The organism is Vibrio galatheae, assembly GCF_000967545.1.
In the GTDB taxonomy this organism is placed as follows: domain Bacteria; phylum Pseudomonadota; class Gammaproteobacteria; order Enterobacterales; family Vibrionaceae; genus Vibrio; species Vibrio galatheae.
Genome location: NZ_JXXV01000016.1, coordinates 98,973 through 120,513, shown reverse-complemented (window position 1 = coordinate 120,513; position 21,541 = coordinate 98,973). Strand labels below are relative to the sequence as shown.

The window sequence follows — 21,541 nt, the reverse complement described above, 5'->3', positions numbered from 1 at the left end:
TTGGGCGCGCAAATGGTAGCTTATTCCGTGCCTAGTTAAAAGTTTTACCCACACCCCGTTTACATTTTTGCAAGGTAGTTAACATGTCTCCACGTTCGCAACGTGAATCAAAAAACGCGTCTAAACAACGTGGAAATTCGGGTTTTAAACATCCTGGTTCAAGTAAAAGCGTCAAGAATTACTCTGCAAAAAATCGCAACAAACCCATCAAGCCAAAAACCAAGATTGCGCTTGAAGATCGCAAAGTCATCTTGTTCAACAAGCCGTTTGATACCTTGAGTCAGTTCACGGACGGACAAGGCAGAAAAACCCTCGCTGATTTTGTCCCAGTCAAAGATGTCTACGCCGCAGGCCGATTGGATAGAGATAGTGAAGGCTTGATGGTGCTAACCAATGACGGTATTTTGCAAGCCAAACTTACTCAGCCCAAATCAAAGTCGCCAAAAACCTATTGGGTGCAAGTCGACGGTGCGCCATCGGAAACCGATCTAGATAAATTGCGTAAAGGTGTTGAGCTAAAAGATGGTATGACATTGCCTGCTAAGGTTGAAATGATTGCAGAACCCAATGTATGGCAACGCAATCCACCAGTACGTTTTAGGGCCAATATTCCAACGACTTGGCTTGCCATTACAATTATTGAAGGGCGTAATCGCCAAGTTCGGAGAATGACTGCTCATATCGGATTTCCGACATTGCGCCTGATCCGTTATTCGATGGGTGGCATTGAACTGGGGCAATTGCAACCCGGTGAATGGAAAGAGATCTCGCTCAGCTAAGCAATTGAATTGCTCCGTTCAAGAGAGTCTTGTCCCTTGATAAAAAGCACACTGCTTGCCAGATTTCTTCGCCAAATACAATCCATTATCTGCTCTAGACAAGGTTTTATCCAAGCCAGCTTGTTGAGTGAACTGTTCTAAACCGCCGCTGAAAGTGACGCTAATATCAATATCTTCAAAGCGAATCGGAGTTTTCATCACCCGACTCTGCAATTGCTTAACCAAAGTAATGGCACCGACTTCATCGACTCGTTCGGCAGTGAGTACAACGACAAATTCCTCACCACCCATTCGGTAGATGTGCTGGCGGCTGACGACCTGACTTAAGCGATACACGACCTCTTTGAGCACTTCATCTCCAGCCGCGTGGCCATAATTGTCATTAATTGACTTGAAGTCATCGATATCTAAAGTAAACAGATAGCTGCCTTCCAACTGTGCAGGGCTTTGCTTGAAAGCTGTCACTAACGACAAACGATTTTGTGCTCCAGTTAGCGCATCCTGATGAGCTAAAGCGTTGAGCCTATCAACCCCTTTAACCCGACTGTCTTCATAGACATGAGAGATAGTCCAAACAAAGATGTACGCCAAAACAAAGTTGAGTAACACCGCAGAGCGGACAAGCACAGTTTCTTGAAGAGCGAAATGCAACGCGACAAGTTCGAGAAGCATACACGACAGACTCCAATAAAACCCAACCCGCAAGCCTAATGCCAAGTAGAACACTGTCGGTAAAGCGACAGCCCAAAGATAGAGCGAGCTTTCGATACGGCTAACGTAAGTTCCAAAACAGATCAAAAATGTGAGCACAACGCAATGAAAAATCAGAAACCAACTTGGTTGCTTCCGTCTCCAAATATGGACTAACATCGCCAAAGAAGCAGCAAAATATGCCAGCTCCAGCATGCCTAGCACCTTTGCTCTCGGGCCAAAATAGAAAATGTTACTGAGGCCAAAAAGCAACGCCGCTACTCCTAGAACGATACACATACCAATTAAGACTTTACGCCTTAGTTGTTGGGTAGCATTGCATTGAATCAGGTCGTTATTCATCGGTTTATCTGTAGATTAAAACTATTGCGTACTTTTATCACAGTGAGACAGATTGTTCATGCCTTGAATACAAAAAAGCCGCTTGGGAACAAGCGGCTTTCAAATTTTAGACGCAACTCAAAGGTTATTCTGTGTCTTTTTCTTTCGCTGCAGTAACTGCAATCGCTAGCTCTTCAAGCGCTGCTGGGTTTGCAAGGCTTGGTGCGTCTGTCAATAAACAAGAAGCCGCGGTTGTTTTCGGGAATGCGATAACGTCACGGATGTTTTCTGTACCACATAGCAGCATAACCAGACGGTCTAAACCGAATGCTAGGCCTGCGTGTGGAGGCGTACCGAATTTCAATGCATCCAGCAGGAAGCCGAACTTCAGTTGTTGTTCTGCTGCATCGATACCTAGGATATCGAATACCGCCGCTTGCATTTCTGCGTTGTGGATACGTACTGAACCACCGCCCACTTCATAACCGTTAAGAACCATGTCGTAAGCGTTTGAGTTCGCTGCCGCTGGATTCGTTTTTAGCTCTTCCGCTGTCATACCAAGAGGAGATGTGAATGGATGGTGCATTGCGTGTAGGTTGCCTTCGTCGTCTTCTTCGAACATAGGGAAGTCAACAACCCATAGCGGTGCCCATGCAGATTCGTTGGTTAGTTCTAGGTCTTTACCTAGTTTCAGGCGCAGTGCACCAAGAGCTTCTGCAACGATGCTCGCTTTATCTGCACCAAATAGGATGATATCGCCAGACTCTGCTTGAGTACGGTCAAGAATAGCGTTGATCACGTCTTCGTTGAGGAATTTCGCTACTGGAGATTGGATACCTTCCATGCCTGCAGCACGGTCGTTAACTTTCATCCATGCCAGACCTTTCGCGCCATAGATACCAACGAACTCACCGTAACCGTCAATTTGCTTACGAGTTAATGAAGCACCGCCAGGTACACGAATGACCGCAACACGGCCTTTTTCATCGTTTGCAGGGCCAGAGAAAACTTTGAATTCTACGTCTTTTACTAGGTCAGCCACATCGACTAGCTCTAGTGGGTTACGTAGGTCTGGTTTGTCAGAGCCGAAACGACGGATAGCTTCACTAAACGGCATAACAGGGAACTCGCCAAGGTCAACGTTTAGCAGCTCTTGCCACATGTCGCGAACCATTTTTTCGGTCACTTCACGTACCTGATCAGCCGTCATAAATGACGTTTCGATATCGATCTGAGTGAATTCTGGCTGACGGTCAGCACGCAAGTCTTCATCACGGAAACACTTAACGATTTGATAGTAACGGTCAAAGCCAGACATCATTAGCAATTGTTTGAATAGCTGTGGAGATTGAGGAAGCGCGTAGAAGCTGCCTTTGTGAACACGGCTTGGTACTAAGTAGTCACGCGCACCTTCTGGCGTCGCTTTGGTTAGCACTGGTGTTTCGATGTCTAGGAAGCCGTTGTCATCTAGGAAACGACGAACGAAGCTAGATGCTTTCGCACGTAGCTTGATTCGGTCACTCATTTCTGGACGACGCAGGTCTAAGTAACGGTATTTTAAACGTTGCTCTTCAGAGTTTTTCTGGTTGAAGTCCAGTGGCAACACGTCTGAGCGGTTGATGATTTCAAGACCTTTGGCGATGATCTCAACTTCACCCGTTGCCATGTCCTTATTTACTTGGCTATCCGGACGAACACGAACTTCACCCGTTAGCTTAATACAGAATTCATTACGCAGTGTGTTAGCCACTTCGTACGCATCGGCCATATCTGGATCGACAACTACCTGAACAACGCCTTCACGATCTCGCATATCGATAAAAATAAGACCGCCTAAATCACGGCGACGATTAACCCAGCCGCAAAGTTCTACAGTTTGTCCTGCAAGGGACTTGTTCAGGTGACCACAGTAATGGGTACGCATAATGAATTTCCCAATCTCTTAAAATTTGTTGATTACACTCTATCGGTGATAAGTTTACCTGTAGAGCAAAGTTCCATTTATACGCTGAAAGTGGGTCGAGATCGACTACCTAGCGTACAATTTATTGCGATTTATTATCTATTGATGCTTTTTAAGCCAACAAAGGCGCAAAACAGCAGCAATATGAAAAATTGGCGCTGATTATAGCCCTAATCTGGGTAGTTCGGCAAAGCTCTCATTCACCCTTTTGAAACCAAAGATTCGAGCAGCAGTTATGAATAGATTACCCATCAGGCTTGGGCTGACTATGTGGTCACACAATAACTGGCAACAAAGCTTCTATGGCAGTGGCACCAAGCCCAATGAGCGGCTGGAAAAATACGCTCGCGTTTTTCATACCGTGGAAGGCAACACCACCTTCTACGCCACACCGAATGCAGTAACAGTCAACAACTGGCGCGCGGCTACACACGATGATTTTCGCTTCACCTTTAAACTGCCACAAAGTATCACTCATCAACAAATGCTGAAAGGTTGTCATGGTGAGCTAAAAAGCTTTATGTCGATTATGGAGCCTCTGCATGACCGTATCGGCCAGTGGACGATTCAGTTGCCTGCCGCATTTGGGCCTGAACACCTAGAGCGACTCAAGCAGTTTTGTACTTTCTTCCCACCTAACTACCCTATCGGTGTTGAAGTTCGCCATCCAGCGTTCTTTGCCAAAGGCGATGCGGAGCGCGAGCTTAATGCCTGGCTAGTAGAAAAAAGTTATGACCGCATCATTATGGACAGTCGCCCAGTATTTGCGGCCAAACCCGATAATGAAGCAATAATCGATGCGCAGTTGAAGAAGCCTAAGGTGCCTGTTCATGCCATCGCTACGGCGCACAATCCAATGATTCGATTTATCGGTCACCCTGACGAAACACCAAATTATTCTTTCTTTACACCTTGGTTAGCGAAGCTACCACAATGGATTGAACAAGGTATTCAACCCTACGTAATGATCCATACAGCAGACAACATTGTCGCCCCTGAACTGGCAGCAAGCCTGTATAAGCAGCTACAATCTAGGGTCAGTTTGCCGGACTTAAATGCTTTCCCGGCAGTCGATGGCAATACACAAATAACAATGTTTTAGTCGAAGTAGGTTCAGCACATGACAGGGGCGCGAAATTCACATAAAATACGCGCCTTTTTAATGTCCGTTGCGCGCTGAATACTCTGTTTTGAGCGCATTAAGAGAACTGAGTTATGAACCCTGACAGCAATCCAGATACTATTTTTTCGGCTCCAATCGATAAAATTGGGGATTTCACCTTTGATGAACGTGTTGCAGAAGTCTTTCCCGACATGATTCAACGCTCGGTACCGGGTTACAGCAACATTATTTCAGCAATTGGTATGTTGGCTGAGCGCTTTGTTAAGCCGCATTCCAATATCTACGATTTGGGTTGTTCTCTTGGTGCTGCTACCCTATCGATGCGTCGCCATATTAAACAAGAAGGTTGTCAGATCATCGCAGTAGATAACTCATCAGCGATGGTTGAACGGTGTAAATTGCACGTTAATGCTTACCGCAGCGATACCCCAGTCGATGTGGTTGAAGCTGACATTCGCGAGATCGAAATCGACAATGCCTCGGTAGTAGTACTCAACTTTACCTTGCAATTTTTATCGCCGGAAGATCGCCATACCTTGCTTGAGAAAATCTATGCCGGTTTACGCCCTGGCGGCATTTTGATTTTGTCTGAAAAATTTGTCTTCGAAGACCAGACCTCAAATGAACTGCTAATCGATCTTCATCATGACTTTAAACGAGCGAATGGCTACAGCGAACTTGAAATCAGTCAAAAGCGCAGCGCGATTGAAAATGTAATGCGCCCCGACTCAAAAAAAGAGCACAAAGAACGTTTCGCTAAAATCGGTTTTAGTAGTTTTGATGTCTGGTTCCAATGCTTTAACTTCGGCTCTATGTTCGCAATCAAGTAGAAATTTTTAGTTGCTAGCGCCTATTCCCTAGAGGCACTAGCAATCATTACTCTCTAGGGACTAGGCACTCAAATCTAGGAACTTTACTTCATGTTCAATTTTGCTAATTTTTATCAGCTCATTGCCGCAGACACGCGTCTTCAACCTTGGCTCAATGTTTTGCCTCAGCAGCTAACAGAATGGCAGAATGCAGAACATGGGGATTTCGGCCGTTGGTTAAAAGCACTTAACAAGATTCCAGAAGGTTCGCCAGATCAGGTTGATTTAAAAAACTCCGTCACCATCGCCAATGATACCCCCTTCCACACGGGTGAATTGAAGAAACTTGAAAGCCTATTACGCACTTTTCATCCGTGGCGTAAAGGGCCTTACCATTTGCACGGTATCCACATTGATACCGAGTGGAGAAGTGACTGGAAATGGGATCGTGTCTTACCGCACATTTCACCATTAACTAACCGAAGTGTACTTGATGTCGGTTGTGGCAACGGCTACCACATGTGGCGTATGCTCGGCGAAGGAGCGCGTCTATGTGTTGGCATCGATCCCTCACACCTTTTTCTCATTCAGTTTGAAGCAGTACGCAAGTTAATGGGCGACAACCAGCGCGCACATTTGTTGCCGCTGGGTATTGAACAATTACCTAAGCTCGAAGCATTCGATACCGTGTTTAGCATGGGTGTTTTGTATCATCGTCGTTCGCCACTGGATCACTTAATTCAACTTAAAGACCAACTCGTATCGGGCGGCGAGCTGGTATTAGAAACCTTAGTGATCGAAGGCGACGAAACCTCGGTTCTGGTTCCGGTTGATCGTTACGCTCAAATGCGCAACGTCTACTTCTTTCCGTCAGCGAAGGCACTGAAAGTGTGGTTAGAACAAGTTGGTTTCGAAAACGTTCGTATTGTAGATGAAAACACCACCACCACAGGTGAACAACGTACAACAGAATGGATGACCCACAACTCGCTACCTGACTACTTAGACCCCAACGATCCAAGTAAAACCGTTGAAGGTCACCCAGCGCCTCGCCGTGCAGTGCTAGTCGCAACCAAACCCTAGATTCACCACTAATTGACAGAGAGTTAACTCAACTCACATGGTAATTCGTTTCTATTCAGCGCAATCACCAATACAATATCAAGGATGCTCGGCATCCTTGTTTTTTTCGCGTATTCCTCTGTATTTCACTATTTGAAACTTGGGCAGCGGGTGCTGCTTGTTTGTGATAAAACCAATACGTTGAACTTCTCATTTACTTAGTGTTTTAACTACCTTCAGGTTGATTAATGTTGACAAGATTTACCCCTATTGTGGCACTCATGCTGTTATCTGGTTGTACTCTTACAAATAGCGAGCAATATCATTTTGAAACATTAGCCGCGATTCAAGCCTCTGAAGAAAACCTCACCAGCCAGTACGCAAGCCTGCACTCTCAGCTCAATCAGCAATCTGAATATATTGAAGGTCTTCAATACCAAGTTGGAGAGCTTGAACAACAGGTTTTAGCGCTCAAAGCGGCTACGCGTGAGCAGGCGCGCCAACAGAAATCGCCAGTTGTTGCGGCCGAAGTGCCCTCGGCCCAAGCGCTGCCTTCACATGAAATCTTGCTCGGTGAAGTTGAGAAAGTCACGATTGATTCCATCAAACAATCCTTTGATGCTCGAGTTGATACGGGAGCAGCAACCTCATCGCTTAACGCCATTGATATCGAACAGTTCGAACGCAATGGCAATAACTGGGTTCGCTTCCACCTTTCCGATGGTGAAAAAAAACTTGATGATTCAAACTGGATCGAAGCACCGATTACACGCTTTGTGAAAATACGTCAGTCAACAAATGAAAACGTCGAACGACGAATCGTGGTTGAATTGTGGGTTAGGCTGGGAAAAATCCATGAAAAAGCGCAATTTACCTTGGCAGATCGTTCTCAAATGAGTCATCCTGTACTTTTAGGTCGCGAATTTATTCGCGATATTGCCGTTGTGGATGTCAGTAAACAATATATCCACACGCAAGTCCCTCAGAAACAATAAGGTAGCGTAGGCTTATGACGTCTAAAATCCCCTTCTACATATCGGTTGCTTTGATCATTGCGGCTGGTATCGCTTTAAGCATCTTTCGTCACCAAAATTACGGTGTTCCTTGGACACCAGGTGAAACTCGACAAGTCTGGGATATTGAAGCTCGAATTGAATTTAACGGCCAAGATAAGCCAGTTAAGGCATCTCTAGCCGCTCCACATACTCAATCAGGCTTCACCCTAATCAGTGAGTCATCATCGTCACCAGGTTACGGTGTCTCTTACGTTCAAACAGACACTGGTCGTAGAGCTGAATGGTCGATTCGCAATGCATCAGGGCCACAAACTATTTACTACAAAACTCAGTTCCTCGTTGATCCGCAAGCCAACGTAGAGCCGCTTGAGCCTAGCAAAGAAATCAACCCACCAACCTTTGACGGACCAGTTGAAGCCGCCGCCATTGCGTTAATTGAGCGCGCAAATGAGCGTTCAGCGGATGACATTACTTTTACGCGCGAATTGATAAAATCACTCAACGATCCTGACAGCCAAAATTCATCGCTTATTTTGAATAATATGTCGAAAGTGGCAGCGGTTGATAACATACTTGCCTACGCAAAAATCCCAAGCAAGCTGGTTGGGGTTATCGAACTTGAAGATGGCCGTCGTCGTCAGACTATTCAGCAGATGAACCAAGTTTGGGACGGGAAGCAATGGATTCTGTTTAACCCAAGCAATCCTGGCCAACTTTTTAAAGAAAACATTTTAGTTTGGGATGAATCAAACGTATCTCTGCTCGACTTGATTGGTGGACAGAATAGTCAAGTTCACTTCTCTATGATTGTTCAAGAAGTCTCGCCTTCGCAAGCCACACAAGATAAAGTCGAAGCAGATGGACTACTAAACTTCTCGATTCACAGCTTGCCACTTGAAGAACAAGCAATGTTTAAAACCATCATGCTGATTCCGATTGGTGCGCTTATCGTGGTGTTCTTGCGCGTGATTATCGGCCTTAAGACGTCTGGTACTTTCATGCCAGTGCTTATCGCGGTTGCATTCGTTCAGACGCAACTGGTTACTGGTATCGTTGGCTTCTTGCTGATTGTCGGTACAGGTCTGGTGATTCGAAGCTACCTGTCAAAACTCAATTTGTTGCTAGTGGCCCGGATATCTGCAGTGATCATTACCGTTATCATGATCATCTCTGTATTTACCGTTGTCGCGTTTAAGATTGGTCTGACTGAAGGTCTATCGATTACCTTCTTCCCGATGATTATTCTGTCATGGACAATCGAGCGTATGTCGATTCTATGGGAAGAAGAAGGCGCGAAAGAAGTTGTGCTACAAGGTGGTGGTTCACTGCTGACCGCTGTGTTGGTTTACCTTGCGATGACCAATCCGTTCATTCAACACTTAACGTTTAACTTTATCGGTCTGCAGCTCATCGTGCTAGGCGGTATTTTGTTACTCGGAACATACACAGGCTACCGCCTAACAGAGCTTCGTCGCTTTAAACCCCTAGCGGAGGACTAAACATGTTTTCCAGTTTTACCTCTAAATTTACCTCGCCCGGTAAACTTCGCCACAAGGGCATTATGGGGATGAACCAGCGTAACCATAGTTATATCGGGCGGTATAACGACCGCTCGAAATATCCGTTGGTGGACGACAAGCTTAAGACAAAAATCATCGCTCAACATCATGGCGCGACGACGCCTCAACTAATCGGTGTGATTAGTAACCAAGCGGAAGTCAAAACCATTCATAACATGGTGAAAGAGTGGCCAGGTTTTGTTATCAAGCCCGCTCAAGGAAGTGGTGGTAAAGGTATTTTAGTCATCACTTCCCACAAAGATGGCGTTTATACTAAACCTTCAGGCTCAACGATTAATCAAGAAGATGTCGAGCGCCATATCAGTAATGCCTTGGCAGGTCTGTTCTCTCTGGGCGGAAAAAATGATGTCGCCGTGGTTGAGAACCTAATTAAGTTTGATGATTGCTTTGATGGTTTTAGTTACGAAGGGGTGCCTGACGTTCGTATCATCGTCTTTAAAGGCTACCCAGTGATGGCCATGATGCGCTGCTCTACTGCGGCCTCCGATGGCAAAGCTAACTTACACCAAGGTGCGGTTGGCGTTGGTATTGATATCGCCACAGGACGTGCAGTAAGAGCGGTGCAATTCGACCAACCGATTACCCACCACCCTGATACCGGAAAGGAGCTAGCGACCCTACAAGTTCCACATTGGGAACGTCTGTTAACTCTCGCGTCTAGCGCTTGGGAGATGACAGGCCTTGGCTACATGGGTACTGATATGGTTTTGGATAAAGAAGAAGGCCCGATGGTTCTGGAGCTGAATGCCCGCCCTGGACTTGCGATTCAAATTGCCAACGGCGCTGGGTTATTGCCGAGGCTTCATCATATCGAGAATCTCGGTATTGGTGTGCGCTACCCGACACCGGAAGAACGTGTCGCATATGCGGCAAGACAGTTTGGTATATTCGCTAAAGAATTAACCGTCTAAACTCAATAAAATAGCCCGCAACTTGCGGGCTATTTATTGGCTTGAACGATGTGAAATTTTCGTCATCGTACTATTTACATCTAATCGTTATAAATAAATGCCCGCTAACATAGCGGGCATTTTTAGCAACATTTACACCTCTTCAACCAATTGCTGCACGTCACTGCTGGTCTTCTTATCTTGACCAAAACCTCGTAAGCCAACCACGTGAACATGTTCATGATCTTTGAACACCTTACGTACTAGCTTGTAGGTGGTACCTTTCTCTGGACTAATGTTTTCAGGCGCAGCAATAAGGAGTTGCATGTCCAAACGGTCACACAATTCAAACAGAGTCGAAATTGACTTAGCATCAAGACGCGCGGCTTCGTCAAGGAAGAGTAAGCGACACGGAACGATATCTTTACTACGTAAACGACGCGATTCTTCTTCCCAGCTTTGAACAACCATCAACAAAATAGACTGACCAGTACCAATCGCCTCACCGGTTGAAAGTGCACCAGATTCCGCCTGTAACCAACCATCAGAGCCACGATTGACTTCAACACTGAGCTCTAAGTAGTTACGGTAATCCAATAGCTCTTCACCAAGTACTTGCGGTGAGCGCTGGCCCATATCGATATGAGGATTCACGCGCTGGAACAATTTCGCCATCGCTTCAGAGAAAGTAAAGCGTGATGACTCAAACAAATCTTTATGCTGTTCTTGCTGCGCAGATAAGCCGTTTAGAAGCACTTCGTGGCTTTCACGGATCTTAACGTTCAAGCGCACACCTTTCACCTGACCGAACGAGATATTAGACAAGCCTTGGTTGAGCATACGAATGCGGTTTTGCTCACGTTGGATCGTTTTCTTGATGATACTCGCAACCGAATCAGAACTGATCGCTAAGCGATTCTCACGTTGAGTCAGTTCTTCAGTTAATCGAGCCAGCTCAACTTCCATCTCTTCAATCGCTTCAACCGGGTCATCGGTACGGATAATATCTTGGCGGATACGTTCGCGCAGGTGCTGGTATACGGCAATGTAGAACAGAACTTTACGCTCTGGACGCGCATTGTCCTCAGACAACCTAAGCGCATCACGCAAATCTTCGTTGTCTGCAACCGCTAGGCGAAGTGCGCCAAGCGACTTATCTGACATTGAACGAAGCTCATTGTCTGACAGATAAGCCAGCTCGCGTTTGTGTAAACGGCGCTCGACATCGTTTTCGCGCGCAAGGCGCAGTACTGAGCACCAACCCGCTTTAGCAGCAACGACAAAGGTGCGCAACTCAACATACTCTTTCTCCACTTTTTTCACGCGTTTAGCGAGCGCTTTCATTTCAAGCTCAGTAGCGGTGATGGTGCGCTCATATTCACTCTTGCGTGAACGCGAGGTATGCAGACGCTCTTGCAACTCATCACGACGACGCATCGCGCGCTCAGCCGCGCCTTCATCAGCCGTCACACCGTACTCTTGCAGCTCATGTTTGAATTCCTGAACTGTTTCGAGTTTCGCTTGGTGCGAACTCTTAAGTGAAGCCAATACTTGGTTGTATTGGTTCATCTGACTTTGGGCTTGCTTGAGCTCATCACGAGTTCGAGTACGTGCTCGTTCAGCTTCAACAAGCTTTGCTTTTAGCTGTTCACTAAGCTCACTGCTCTGATTGAGCAAGTCAACGGAATCAGAGTAAGCGAAGTAATGACGACGCTCAACCAGATCAGATACGGCAAAAATCTGTTTCTTAAGTTGCTGAAGCTTTTGGTCGGCTGCTTGGTATTCAGCTTTCAGCGCATCAAATTGCTGTGGATCGGTCTCTAGCGCAGAGGCAATGTTCTCAAGTTGATTAAGTGCTTTAGCATGATTGGATAAGAATGACTTCGCCTCAGTCAATTTAGCCAGATTCTGTTCTAACTCTTCAAACTGACCAGAGAGGGCATCATCTTCAATCAACGCCATATTTGGTGCAATTTTATCTAACGCGGTAAGCGCTTGCTTGCTGGCGAGCAGTTGGCTACGTTGCTGCTGCTCCTTGGCATCAAGTTCAGTAAGAACACGAACTAGCTGGTTACGTTTATCACGCTCAGTGTCTAACGCTTGCTCAGGATCCGCTTCAAACGCCACTTGGATGTGTTTCGCAACAAAGCTGTTAAATGCTTGGTACAAGCGCTGAAGCTTTTGCGAGTCGAACGCAGCTTTGGCGTGCTCTTCAACCACTTCCTCACGCTCGCTACGCAATAACTCAAGGCGCTGCTCACGTGCTGCACGGCCAAACAACGGGATCTGTGGCAAACGCGAGTAGCGCAGTTGTCGCTCGTTCATACGAACACATACTGCACCTTCAAGCTCCTCAGCATCAAATGAGCTGTCGTCAAATGCGTCGACGTCACCTTCGATGATGTAAAGATCGTCTGGGCAGTCATCAAGCTCGACTAACTTCTCTTCAATGCCAGAAAGGTCAGAGACCACAATCGCGTGACGCGCAGGGCCGTACATGGCACTGAAATAAGGCGCATCATCAATTGTAATGTCATCATAGATTTCAGACAGCAAAACACCACCAAGGGTATCTGCCAAGCCTTTCAGACGCGGATCGTTTGACCCACCCGGCGACGCCAAACGCTCAATATCATTTTCGAGCGCCGTGCGGCGTTGAGCCAGTCTGTCTTTCGCAAGCGACTGTTGCTTCTCTTGCTCAAGCACAACCTGCATATGACTCATCACAGATTGGCTGTCGTAAAGATCAGCGCCACTTTGCTCACGCAACGCTTCTAGCGCATCATGTGCGGCAATCCAAGTTGGTGCAATCGCTTCGAGCTTTTTAATTTGTGCCGACGCATCTTGTTCTAGACGACGCTGCTCGCTGCGCTGTTCACGTACTTCTTCCTGCGCCATTTCCAGTGATTCGATTTGCAGCGCATGACGCTCGCGCTCCTGCTCAAAGGTCAGCTCATCGACAAGCTCAATACGGTGCTGTTTTTGATACTCCGCAACCAGCTCTTGAGTCTGACGCTGATTATGCAAACGACGTTCAACATCACGATGTTGCGCGCGCCATTGCTGCTCGTTCTGTACCAGTTGTTGAGCTTCCCGACCTTGCTGAAGCGCTTCTTTTGCCGCCTGTGACGCTTCGCTACGTTCAGTATGACCAACGATGCTGGTGACCAACGCTAGTGCAGACTCAAATTGCTCTGCTGCCGCAGACGACATATCAAGCTTGTGTTTGGTCGCGAGTAGCTGGTTAGTGCTTTCGGCTTCTTCATCCTTTAACAGTGTCACCAACGCATGGGCTGACTCAGCCGTTAGTTCCTCGTTTTGCAATAGTTGCTTGGCTTTATCCAACGCTTGAATCGCTTGCTGATATTGTAGAGCACGAGTTTGCTGCACGTCTAACGCTTGCTGATAATCGGCAAGCTGAGTCTTTAAACTGTCTACTTCTTCTTCAGAAACAGTCGCTTGCTCTTCAGCCATTATCACACGTTCTTGTGCTTCTTCGACCACCATCATCTGCTCTTCAAGGCGCTCTTGAAGCTCTTGCAAATCATCTTGGTAGCGCTCTATTTTTTCTTGCTGACGCAGTGCATTTTGCACCAGTTGCAGGTGGTCAGAAGCCGCTTGATAGTCTTGTTCTAATCCAGATTCTGACTCGACCAACAACTCAAGCTCTTCATGAACACGATTAAGTAAGCTGTTTTGTTCAATCAAGGTCTCGCGCGAGCTAAATAGCTCAGAACGCAAAGACAAAGTTTGTTCGAGTTTGTTGCGACGATCATTCGCATGGCGCATATAATCTGCCGCGACATAATTGGTCGATTCGGTAATCAAATGCTTGAACAAATCGCGATCTGCTTGGGTCGTTTTAATCGCCTCAAGGGTCAAACGGTTCTCACGCAGCGCAGACTCCATATCTTGGAACGCTTTCTTGACCCCGCCATTTTGTGGCAAGAGGTAATCTCTTAGTGAGCGCGTAATCGCACTGGAGATACCACCGTATAATGAGGCTTCGATTAAGCGATAGAATTTTGAGCGATCGCTTGAGTTACGCAGTTTCTTCGGAATGACCCCAAATTCAAACATCTGAGCATGGTAATCAACAATGGAAGAGAAGGCTTTAAACTGCACACCTTCGATTTGGCCAATCGACTCTTTCACTTCGTTAATTTGGCGCACGCGCGCTTGAGTATCTGAGACACTTTCAATCAGCACATCGGTGGGTTTAATATGACTTGGCAAACCTTGAATAACAAACGGTTTTATGTCGACCTTCTTGTCACGCCCTGCCACTTGCTGAAGCTTGACCGCAAACAGCAAACGCTGATTACGCGAGTTAACAACATCGAGTGCCGCGTAACATGCGCCCGCCTGCAACTTACCGTATAAACCTTTGTCGCGAGAAGATTGACTACTGCCCGCTTCTGTTGTGTTACGGAAGTGAAGCAAGGTTTGATCAGGAATCAAAGCGGTAATGAAGGCTGCCATCGTAGTTGACTTACCCGCGCCATTACCGCCCGAAAGCGTAGTGACAAGTCCATCGATATCAAAAGTACGCGCAAAGAAGCCGTTCCAGTTGATCATGGTTAGCGATTGATACTTACCTCTTTCAATCATGCTTCACCCTCTTCTATCAATTCTTGTTCATCACTATCGTCGCCTTGGGTGCTCTCTAACAGGCTACCTTGGCTCGGTTCTTTGGTGTGAACCACAGCTTCACCATCGCGAATAAGTCGTAGCTGTGCATCACGCATATCGTCGCCGACACGTACGTCAGCACCAAAACGAAATACCGATTCACTGATGCTAAATTTCCCTGTTTCACCGATATTAATGATCATTCCTAAGCGGCGTAGACGACGTAACGAGGTACGAACCTTGTCAAACAACTTTTCTTTGTCGAGATCGGAGCCTGTTGCACGGTTGGTGACCAGCTTCATGAGTTTGGCTTCATCAGCAAGCGCCAGCAGCTCTTCGTATAGCTCTTGGTTGGTGAAGATGCCTTCATGAGCCAAACGCTCTGGACTGAGATAAAGGAAACACAAAACCTTACCGACCAGCATATCGAGCTCAGATAATACGCTGCGACCAATTAACGAAGTCGAGCGAGGTCGCAGGTAGAAAAAGCCCTCAGGTGCTTTCACTAGCTCCGTGTTGTAGCGTTGGTAGAAAGAAGATAATTCAACTTCAAAATCAGATAGCAACGCGTGGTTATCAAGATCTTCACTTGAAATATGGCGCCCCGCACGCAGCATGCTATCTAGCGCTGGGAACAATGGGTTTGAAATTGCCTTTGCCAGATTATCTGGCATGTATTCATTAATATCGGTCGATGACATTTGCTTGTACCTTTGCACCAAATTCGTTGATCGCTTGCCAGTCCGGCTGGACAGCTTGATAGTCTGACTCTGAATAACCAAGTCTGACTGCTTGATCGATAACAATTCGGGCTAAATCAAAATGATGAGTCTGTGGGTGCTGTGCTAAGTAATCACGTAACACCAATCCGAGGTCAATTGGCGCACCCTGTTCTTTGTGAACTTTAAGCATGCTACCAATGCGCTGTGATAACTCATCATTGACCTGTTGAAACTCTTCGTATTCCACTTCAAGTGGCACTTGACCAGTGACTTCGTCATCGCGAAGTACCAAAGCCTCGTCACGAAGGTCTATTAGACGCTCGGCATCTGCGTAAGTCAGATACCAAGGCATATCGAAGTACTCTTTGACTGATTGGCGTAGGCGCGAACTGAACGCTCGGTTCTTATCCATATCAATCGCAGTACGAATAAATTTGTGTACGTGGCGATCGTAACCGATCCACAGATCGATTGCTTGTTGCCCCCAACTGGTGATGCGGTCTAGTTTCATTTGCAGCGCAAACAAGGTTTCTGCAATAAACTCTAGCTCGTCGTCACCATAAACAAGTTCCTGAATATCAAGAAGTTGGGTTTGTAACTCGTCACCAGCGGCTTGGAGCGTATCTTGTAGCTCTCGTAGCGTGTTGGATGTCTCTGACAGTAAGGCTTCACAGTTATTGATGGCGTCACGCCAATCTTTATTCAATAGCTCTGCGATCTGTAGCTTGACTGACTGTTGCTGCTCATCCATAACGCGTTGGTTGAGATCAATCTGGTCAAAAATCTCACCCACTGAATATTTCAAAACACCATAAACGTTTTTGCGCCAATGAGCCGCCGTTCCGCCTTGACGAGCAGATTCAATCGCTTTCGCCATCTCATCGGCAACCATTGAAAGCTGAATAGAAAGTTTCAGTTTAGAAAATTCGCGGTGACGAACGTAATAGTCGGTAATCCCGATAGCCAAAGGAGAGAGGCGGTAGATGCTCGCTCCTTCGTTAATTTCACTGGTAAAACGGCTGATAAGTCGCTGCTTGACCATTTCGTTAATCGCATTGTTAGCGCGAAATGATGAAGCCTCACCCGTCTCTTCAAATAATCGAGTAACGATAGTGAATGCATCATGCAGTTCACCCTCACCCAATTCTTCATCGAACCTTTCATTACTGAGCACAGCAATCGCGATCAAAAATGCCAATCGCTCTGTTGTCAGGTTCAATGAGAAATCATGCTGCTTTACCCAGCTAACCAATTCATCGATCGGCTGTTCAGCATTTAGAGTCATCTCACTCATTGTTAGTCCTGCTTATCTTTCTTTTGTGCCCATACATGTATGTATCGACCTAACGAGAGGTATGGCTCTTGTCTGCACAATTGTCTTTCTAGTGCCAACACATCTTCATACTGGTAATCGCCCATGTACTCCATATTTCCTATGTAGTCGCTAAAGCAGCGAATACCCGATTTACCACAAATTGAAAAGCCAGCGTTTTCGATCCACTGGTACACTTCTTCAGGTTTTAAGCCTTTTTGTGGTTGTAACTTAAATCGTTTGCGATGTGGCATTCCATCTAATACGTGAGGAATATTGCCACATACGACATTCTTGTAGACCAGACCATGATGATTATAAAACATGACAGATGCCATACCACCGGGCTTCACTTGCTGTAAAACTTTTTCTAACGCCGATTTCGGATCCGCCAACCATTCCATGACCGCGTGAAACAACACTAGGTCAACGGGGGATGCTAGGTGCTGTTCGATCGATTGGACTGGTGAATGAATGAAGCGATACTGCTCAAGCAAGCCATTTTTTGCAATATCCTGCTCAGCCAACAACAGCATTTCAGAAGATAGATCACATAACGCGACATGATGTCCGAGCTTGGCAAGCTTTTGCGACATTTGTGCCAAACCGCCACCTGCATCTAGCACATTGAGTTGCTGTTTCGGCCCTTTAACAGTATTTAGTATCTGCTGAAGATCTTCCCAAACAATGACTTGGCGAATCTCTCCTTTGTCAGAACCATATATATTTTTTGCAAATTTGTGGGCAATATCGTCGAAATTGCGGTCTTCAGTCACAGCAGCTTAGGTTATCATGTCTAATCGTGCTGCTATTCTGTCATAAGAAAAGCAGGAATAAAGAGGCTTTCTCTTAAAATATAATCAATTGATGTTTTTTCGGACTATTTAAGTATGTTTGAGCTGAAAAAAGTTGTGTCTTCTTTACTAATGCCGCTGCCAGCGATGTTGATCATCGGTTTGTTCGGCTTAATGTTAATCATGTTTACCCGTAAACAGAAGACAGGCTGCTTTGTTGTTCTATTCTCTTTCATCGGCATCTTCCTTATCGCTTTTCAACCTATTTCCTCTCGTTTGTTGATGCCGCTCGAACGCCAATACTCGGCGTTTTTCCCTATTGATCAATCAATAGACTATGTGATGGTGCTCGGTAGCGGCCATGTCGTTGATGATAAAATCCCCCCTACATCAGAGCTCAGTCGCTCTGGTTTAATGCGCCTGACTGAAGGTATCCGTATCATGCGTATTTATCCGGGGTCGAAATTGATTTTATCGGGTTACTCTGGCGGCTCTGAAGTGAGCAACGCCCGTATGATGGCTAAAGTCGCACTGGCATTAGGCGTGTCTAAATCGGACATTATTCTGTTGGAAACCGCCAAAGACACATGGGAAGAAGCGCGTCAGGCAGCAGCGTTTGTTAACACTAAAAAGCTTGTTGTGGTCACTTCCGCCAGTCATATGAAACGTGCGCTGAATGAGTTTCACTCTGCTGGTTTGCAGCCTTATCCGGCACCAACTAACTATCTAGCTCATGAAAACATCAGCGAAGCATGGGAAAAGTTCACACCGAAAGGTAAGTATTTGGAACAGACCGAACGCTATTGGCATGAAACATTAGGCCAAATCTGGCAGAAGCTAAGGGACTGGGCTTCTGACTATGAAGAAAAAGCGCTTCAATCGTCTGAAAGCAACGTTTAAAAAAATACCGAGGCACGCCTCGGTATTTTTTATGCGTATTTAGCAGGCTAAGTTAATCTCCAGCAAACATATAGCCTTCACCATGGACAGTGACAAAAATTTGTGGATTCTTCGGATCGTATTCCATTTTGGCACGCATGCGTCGAATCAGTACATCAATGGTGCGATCATTAGGTGCGTCAACACGGTGGCTAATCATGTTTAAGATACGCTCGCGACTCAGCACCTGATTAGGATATGACGAAAGTGCAACTAGCAGCTCATATTCCGCTTTGGTCAGTTTAACTGGATCGCCATTTCGGCTCAGAGCTCGACGTTGAGCATCAAATGTCCAATCGCCAAATCGGACAATATTGTCATCTTGTTTTGTCTTCGCTTGGGACTGAGATCCTCGCCTTGCCGTCGATATCCGCCACAACAAGTTTTTGACTCGAACTAACAGTTCTCTCAATTCGAACGGCTTAGTGACATAGTCATCTGCGCCCATTTCCAAGCCAACAATTTTGTCGATGCTATCCGTGCGTCCGGTGACCAAGATGATTCCAATGTCAGATTGACTGCGCAGTTCACGCGTTAACATCAACCCATCTTCACCGGGTAGGTTAATGTCTAACATAACCAAATCAATCGCATTGTTTTCTAGCATGTCACGCATCTGTTCGCCACTTTCTGCTTCGCTGACTTGATAGCCTTCATTCTGAAAGTAGCCGACCAGCTTGCTACGAATCACTAGGTCATCTTCTACTACTAATACATGATAACTCATGGATACCACTCAATTTACGTTGGCAACAGTTCTAACATTCATTCTATTCATAAATAGTCACATATCTAGTAATTATCTGCGGCATCCGGCGAAAGATGATTTTTTATTGATTCAAGACAAACCCATTGTTGCTGTTAATAAACGCACATAAATCGCCTTATCTTGTCATAGTCACCATTAACGTTATTCATGTTTATTGATTACACTAGTAGGAAGTATTTTTAGGAGTCCGACCTAATGCAAGAAATCAAAGCATTCAACGAGAAGCGCGCGGAAATTTATTGGTGGCTTTCAAGCCTTTACGCGAATGAGCTAACCGAACAACACCTCGAACAGTATCAATCACAACAAATCCGTACCTTTATTGCTGGACTTGGCGAAAACGCCCAGCTTAAGCCAGCCATCGACCGAGTAACTGACGCCCTCAACCGTTTGCTCGATAGAGAAGATGCCCAGCTTGAATTGGCGGCCGACTTCTGCGACCTATTTTTGAAATCCGACCGTGATTCCGCGCTTCCTTACGCTTCAATGTACATAGGTGGTTCTGGCCTACTTAATGACACGCCAGCGCAAGAGATGGAAGCCGTGATGCTTGAGCACGGTGTTTCTGTCGACGAACAGCTCAACGAACCGGCAGATCACCTTGCCATTGAGCTCGATTTTCTTGGCAATTTAATTATTCGCTCCAATGAACTCGAGCAACAACGTCATATTGAGGAAGCGCTGTTAGAGCAAGAAAGTTTCATTCGTCAGCATATCTTAAGCTGGACCCCAAAATTCGCTGCTAAATGCCAAGCACTTGATGAATTTGGCTTTTACTCAGCAATTGCTTCACTGACGGTGGCATTTTTGGAATTGGACTGCACCTATTTGGTTGGTGAATAGAAGCTGACAATGTGAGCTGGCACAGGTCTGAGTGATGAAATTTGTTTGCCCTTAGTCAGATTGCGGTCTAAAATCGTGACCGCAAACGATAAAAATGAACGATTCAAATACAAACCGCTAAATAAAGCGGTTTTTGTGTTTCTGATACTTTCTGCCAACATATTCTAAACTGTGAATATATGCACGTGGCAGTCATCGACAGGACAGAACTTATGGCCACTATAAAAGACGTTGCTCGCCTAGCAGGTGTATCAACAACCACAGTATCTCACGTAATCAACAAAACCCGTTTTGTTGCCGAAGCGACACAAGAAAAGGTGATGGAAGCGGTCACTGAACTTAACTATGCACCTAGTGCCGTGGCGCGTAGCTTAAAGTGTAATACCACACGAACTATCGGTATGTTGGTAACGCAATCGACAAACCTGTTTTTCTCTGAGGTCATTGATGGTGTAGAGAGTTACTGCTATCGCCAGGGCTACACGCTCATCTTGTGTAATACGGGTGGTATTTATGAGAAGCAACGCGACTACATTCGCATGCTGGCGGAAAAGCGTGTCGACGGCATCCTTGTCATGTGCTCAGACTTAACAGAAGAACTGAGTGAGATGCTCGATCGTCACAAAGACATTCCGAAAGTGGTCATGGATTGGGGTCCTGAAAGCTCTCAAGCAGATAAGATCATCGACAATTCTGAAGAAGGTGGTTATCTGGCGACTAAATACTTGATCGAACGTGGTCATACAGATATTGCTTGCCTAAGTGGTCATTTTGAAAAAGCCGCTTGCGTAGAGCGTATCCGTGGCTTCAAACGTGCGATGGCAGAAGCAGACTTACCCGTTAATGAAGACTGGATTTTAGAAGGCAACTTCGAGTGTGACACCGCTGTTTTGGCGGCCGATAAGATAGTCGCTATGGACAATAAACCTACTGCCGTGTTCTGTTTTAATGACACAATGGCACTAGGGCTCATGAGCCGATTGCAACAAAAAGGTATTCAGATCCCACAAGATATGTCTGTGATTGGTTACGACAATATTGAACTTGCGGAATACTTCTCACCACCTTTAACGACAGTACACCAGCCCAAAAGACGTGTTGGCAAGAACGCATTTGAAATTCTTCTAGAGCGTATTAAAGATAAAGAACACGAAAAACGTGTGTTTGAAATGCACCCTGAGATTGTTGAACGTAATACCGTTCGAAACCTGAAAAAGTAGTGGTTTGCAATACGCTTAGTTGGTAGTTCATATATTGACTAAGCGTATAAGCAATT

General features: G+C 45.9%; 17 protein-coding genes. 10 read left to right on the top strand and 7 right to left on the bottom strand.

The genetic code is table 11. The annotated features are described in order from the left end of the window. The first annotated feature begins 83 nt into the window (after positions 1 to 83). Positions 84 to 779, top strand: coding sequence for a pseudouridine synthase (locus TW81_RS09070; RefSeq protein ID WP_045955394.1), 696 nt, complete (start codon positions 84 to 86; stop codon positions 777 to 779). A gap of 18 nt (positions 780 to 797) precedes the next feature. On the opposite strand, the gene TW81_RS09065 is transcribed toward TW81_RS09070, so the two are convergent. Both TW81_RS09065 and aspS read right to left on the bottom strand, forming a co-directional pair. Continuing rightward, positions 798 to 1,832, bottom strand: a complete 1,035-nt coding sequence (locus TW81_RS09065; RefSeq protein WP_045955393.1) for a GGDEF domain-containing protein — start codon at positions 1,830 to 1,832, stop codon at positions 798 to 800. 124 nt (positions 1,833 to 1,956) lie between these two features. Continuing rightward, positions 1,957 to 3,735, bottom strand: coding sequence for an aspartate--tRNA ligase (gene aspS / locus TW81_RS09060; RefSeq protein WP_045955392.1), 1,779 nt, complete (start codon positions 3,733 to 3,735; stop codon positions 1,957 to 1,959). A 274-nt stretch (positions 3,736 to 4,009) separates the two neighbouring features. On the opposite strand from aspS, the gene TW81_RS09050 reads away from it, so the two are divergent. The 6 genes from TW81_RS09050 to TW81_RS09025 all read left to right on the top strand — a co-directional run bounded on the left by TW81_RS09050 (position 4,010) and on the right by TW81_RS09025 (position 10,275). After that, on the top strand, positions 4,010 to 4,876 hold the full coding sequence (locus tag TW81_RS09050) for a DUF72 domain-containing protein (RefSeq protein ID WP_045955390.1): 867 nt from the start codon (positions 4,010 to 4,012) through the stop codon (positions 4,874 to 4,876). A gap of 113 nt (positions 4,877 to 4,989) precedes the next feature. Next, complete coding sequence (gene cmoA / locus TW81_RS09045; RefSeq protein WP_045955389.1) at positions 4,990 to 5,727, top strand: carboxy-S-adenosyl-L-methionine synthase CmoA; 738 nt, start codon at positions 4,990 to 4,992, stop codon at positions 5,725 to 5,727. A 90-nt stretch (positions 5,728 to 5,817) separates the two neighbouring features. Next, positions 5,818 to 6,789, top strand: coding sequence for a tRNA 5-methoxyuridine(34)/uridine 5-oxyacetic acid(34) synthase CmoB (cmoB, locus tag TW81_RS09040; RefSeq protein WP_045955388.1), 972 nt, complete (start codon positions 5,818 to 5,820; stop codon positions 6,787 to 6,789). A gap of 227 nt (positions 6,790 to 7,016) precedes the next feature. Next, positions 7,017 to 7,763, top strand: a complete 747-nt coding sequence (locus tag TW81_RS09035) for an ATP-dependent zinc protease family protein (RefSeq protein WP_045955387.1) — start codon at positions 7,017 to 7,019, stop codon at positions 7,761 to 7,763. Positions 7,764 to 7,777: 14 nt separating this feature from the next. After that, on the top strand, positions 7,778 to 9,283 hold the full coding sequence (locus tag TW81_RS09030) for an inactive transglutaminase family protein (RefSeq protein WP_045955386.1): 1,506 nt from the start codon (positions 7,778 to 7,780) through the stop codon (positions 9,281 to 9,283). Between the two features lie 2 nt (positions 9,284 to 9,285). Further along, positions 9,286 to 10,275 carry an alpha-L-glutamate ligase-like protein gene (locus TW81_RS09025; RefSeq protein WP_045955385.1) on the top strand — a complete coding sequence of 330 codons (990 nt, stop codon included), beginning with the start codon at positions 9,286 to 9,288 and terminating at the stop codon, positions 10,273 to 10,275. 132 nt (positions 10,276 to 10,407) lie between these two features. Here the strand turns inward: TW81_RS09025 and mukB are convergent, their stop codons facing one another. From mukB to cmoM, 4 genes are read right to left on the bottom strand one after another with little or no spacing between them, the layout of a single operon-like run. Beyond that, positions 10,408 to 14,865, bottom strand: coding sequence for a chromosome partition protein MukB (gene mukB / locus TW81_RS09020; RefSeq protein WP_045955384.1), 4,458 nt, complete (start codon positions 14,863 to 14,865; stop codon positions 10,408 to 10,410). Next, the gene (gene mukE / locus TW81_RS09015) at positions 14,862 to 15,587 is read right to left on the bottom strand and encodes a chromosome partition protein MukE (RefSeq protein ID WP_045955383.1); all 726 of its coding nucleotides are present in this window, start codon (positions 15,585 to 15,587) and stop codon (positions 14,862 to 14,864) included. Before mukE ends, mukB begins: the two co-directional genes overlap by 4 nt. After that, positions 15,568 to 16,902, bottom strand: a complete 1,335-nt coding sequence (gene mukF / locus TW81_RS09010) for a chromosome partition protein MukF (protein ID WP_045955382.1) — start codon at positions 16,900 to 16,902, stop codon at positions 15,568 to 15,570. The genes mukE and mukF overlap by 20 nt, the downstream gene beginning before the upstream one ends. 2 nt (positions 16,903 to 16,904) lie before the next feature. Beyond that, a complete protein-coding gene (gene cmoM / locus TW81_RS09005) occupies positions 16,905 to 17,696 on the bottom strand; it encodes a tRNA uridine 5-oxyacetic acid(34) methyltransferase CmoM (RefSeq protein ID WP_045955381.1) in 792 nt (263 codons plus the stop codon). A gap of 114 nt (positions 17,697 to 17,810) precedes the next feature. Here cmoM and elyC point away from each other — a divergent pair, with 114 nt between their 5' ends. Then, on the top strand, positions 17,811 to 18,614 hold the full coding sequence (gene elyC / locus TW81_RS09000; protein WP_045955380.1) for an envelope biogenesis factor ElyC: 804 nt from the start codon (positions 17,811 to 17,813) through the stop codon (positions 18,612 to 18,614). Between the two features lie 52 nt (positions 18,615 to 18,666). On the opposite strand, the gene torR is transcribed toward elyC, so the two are convergent. Then, positions 18,667 to 19,380 (bottom strand): two-component system response regulator TorR, encoded by a 714-nt coding sequence (gene torR / locus TW81_RS08995; protein WP_045955379.1) that lies wholly within the window; start codon positions 19,378 to 19,380, stop codon positions 18,667 to 18,669. A 237-nt stretch (positions 19,381 to 19,617) separates the two neighbouring features. Here torR and torD point away from each other — a divergent pair, with 237 nt between their 5' ends. Further along, complete coding sequence (gene torD / locus TW81_RS08990) at positions 19,618 to 20,265, top strand: molecular chaperone TorD (protein ID WP_045955378.1); 648 nt, start codon at positions 19,618 to 19,620, stop codon at positions 20,263 to 20,265. 212 nt (positions 20,266 to 20,477) lie between these two features. Beyond that, positions 20,478 to 21,485: an HTH-type transcriptional repressor PurR gene (gene purR, locus TW81_RS08985; RefSeq protein ID WP_045955377.1), complete on the top strand. Its 1,008-nt coding sequence runs from the start codon at positions 20,478 to 20,480 to the stop codon at positions 21,483 to 21,485. Positions 21,486 to 21,541: the final 56 nt, after the last annotated feature.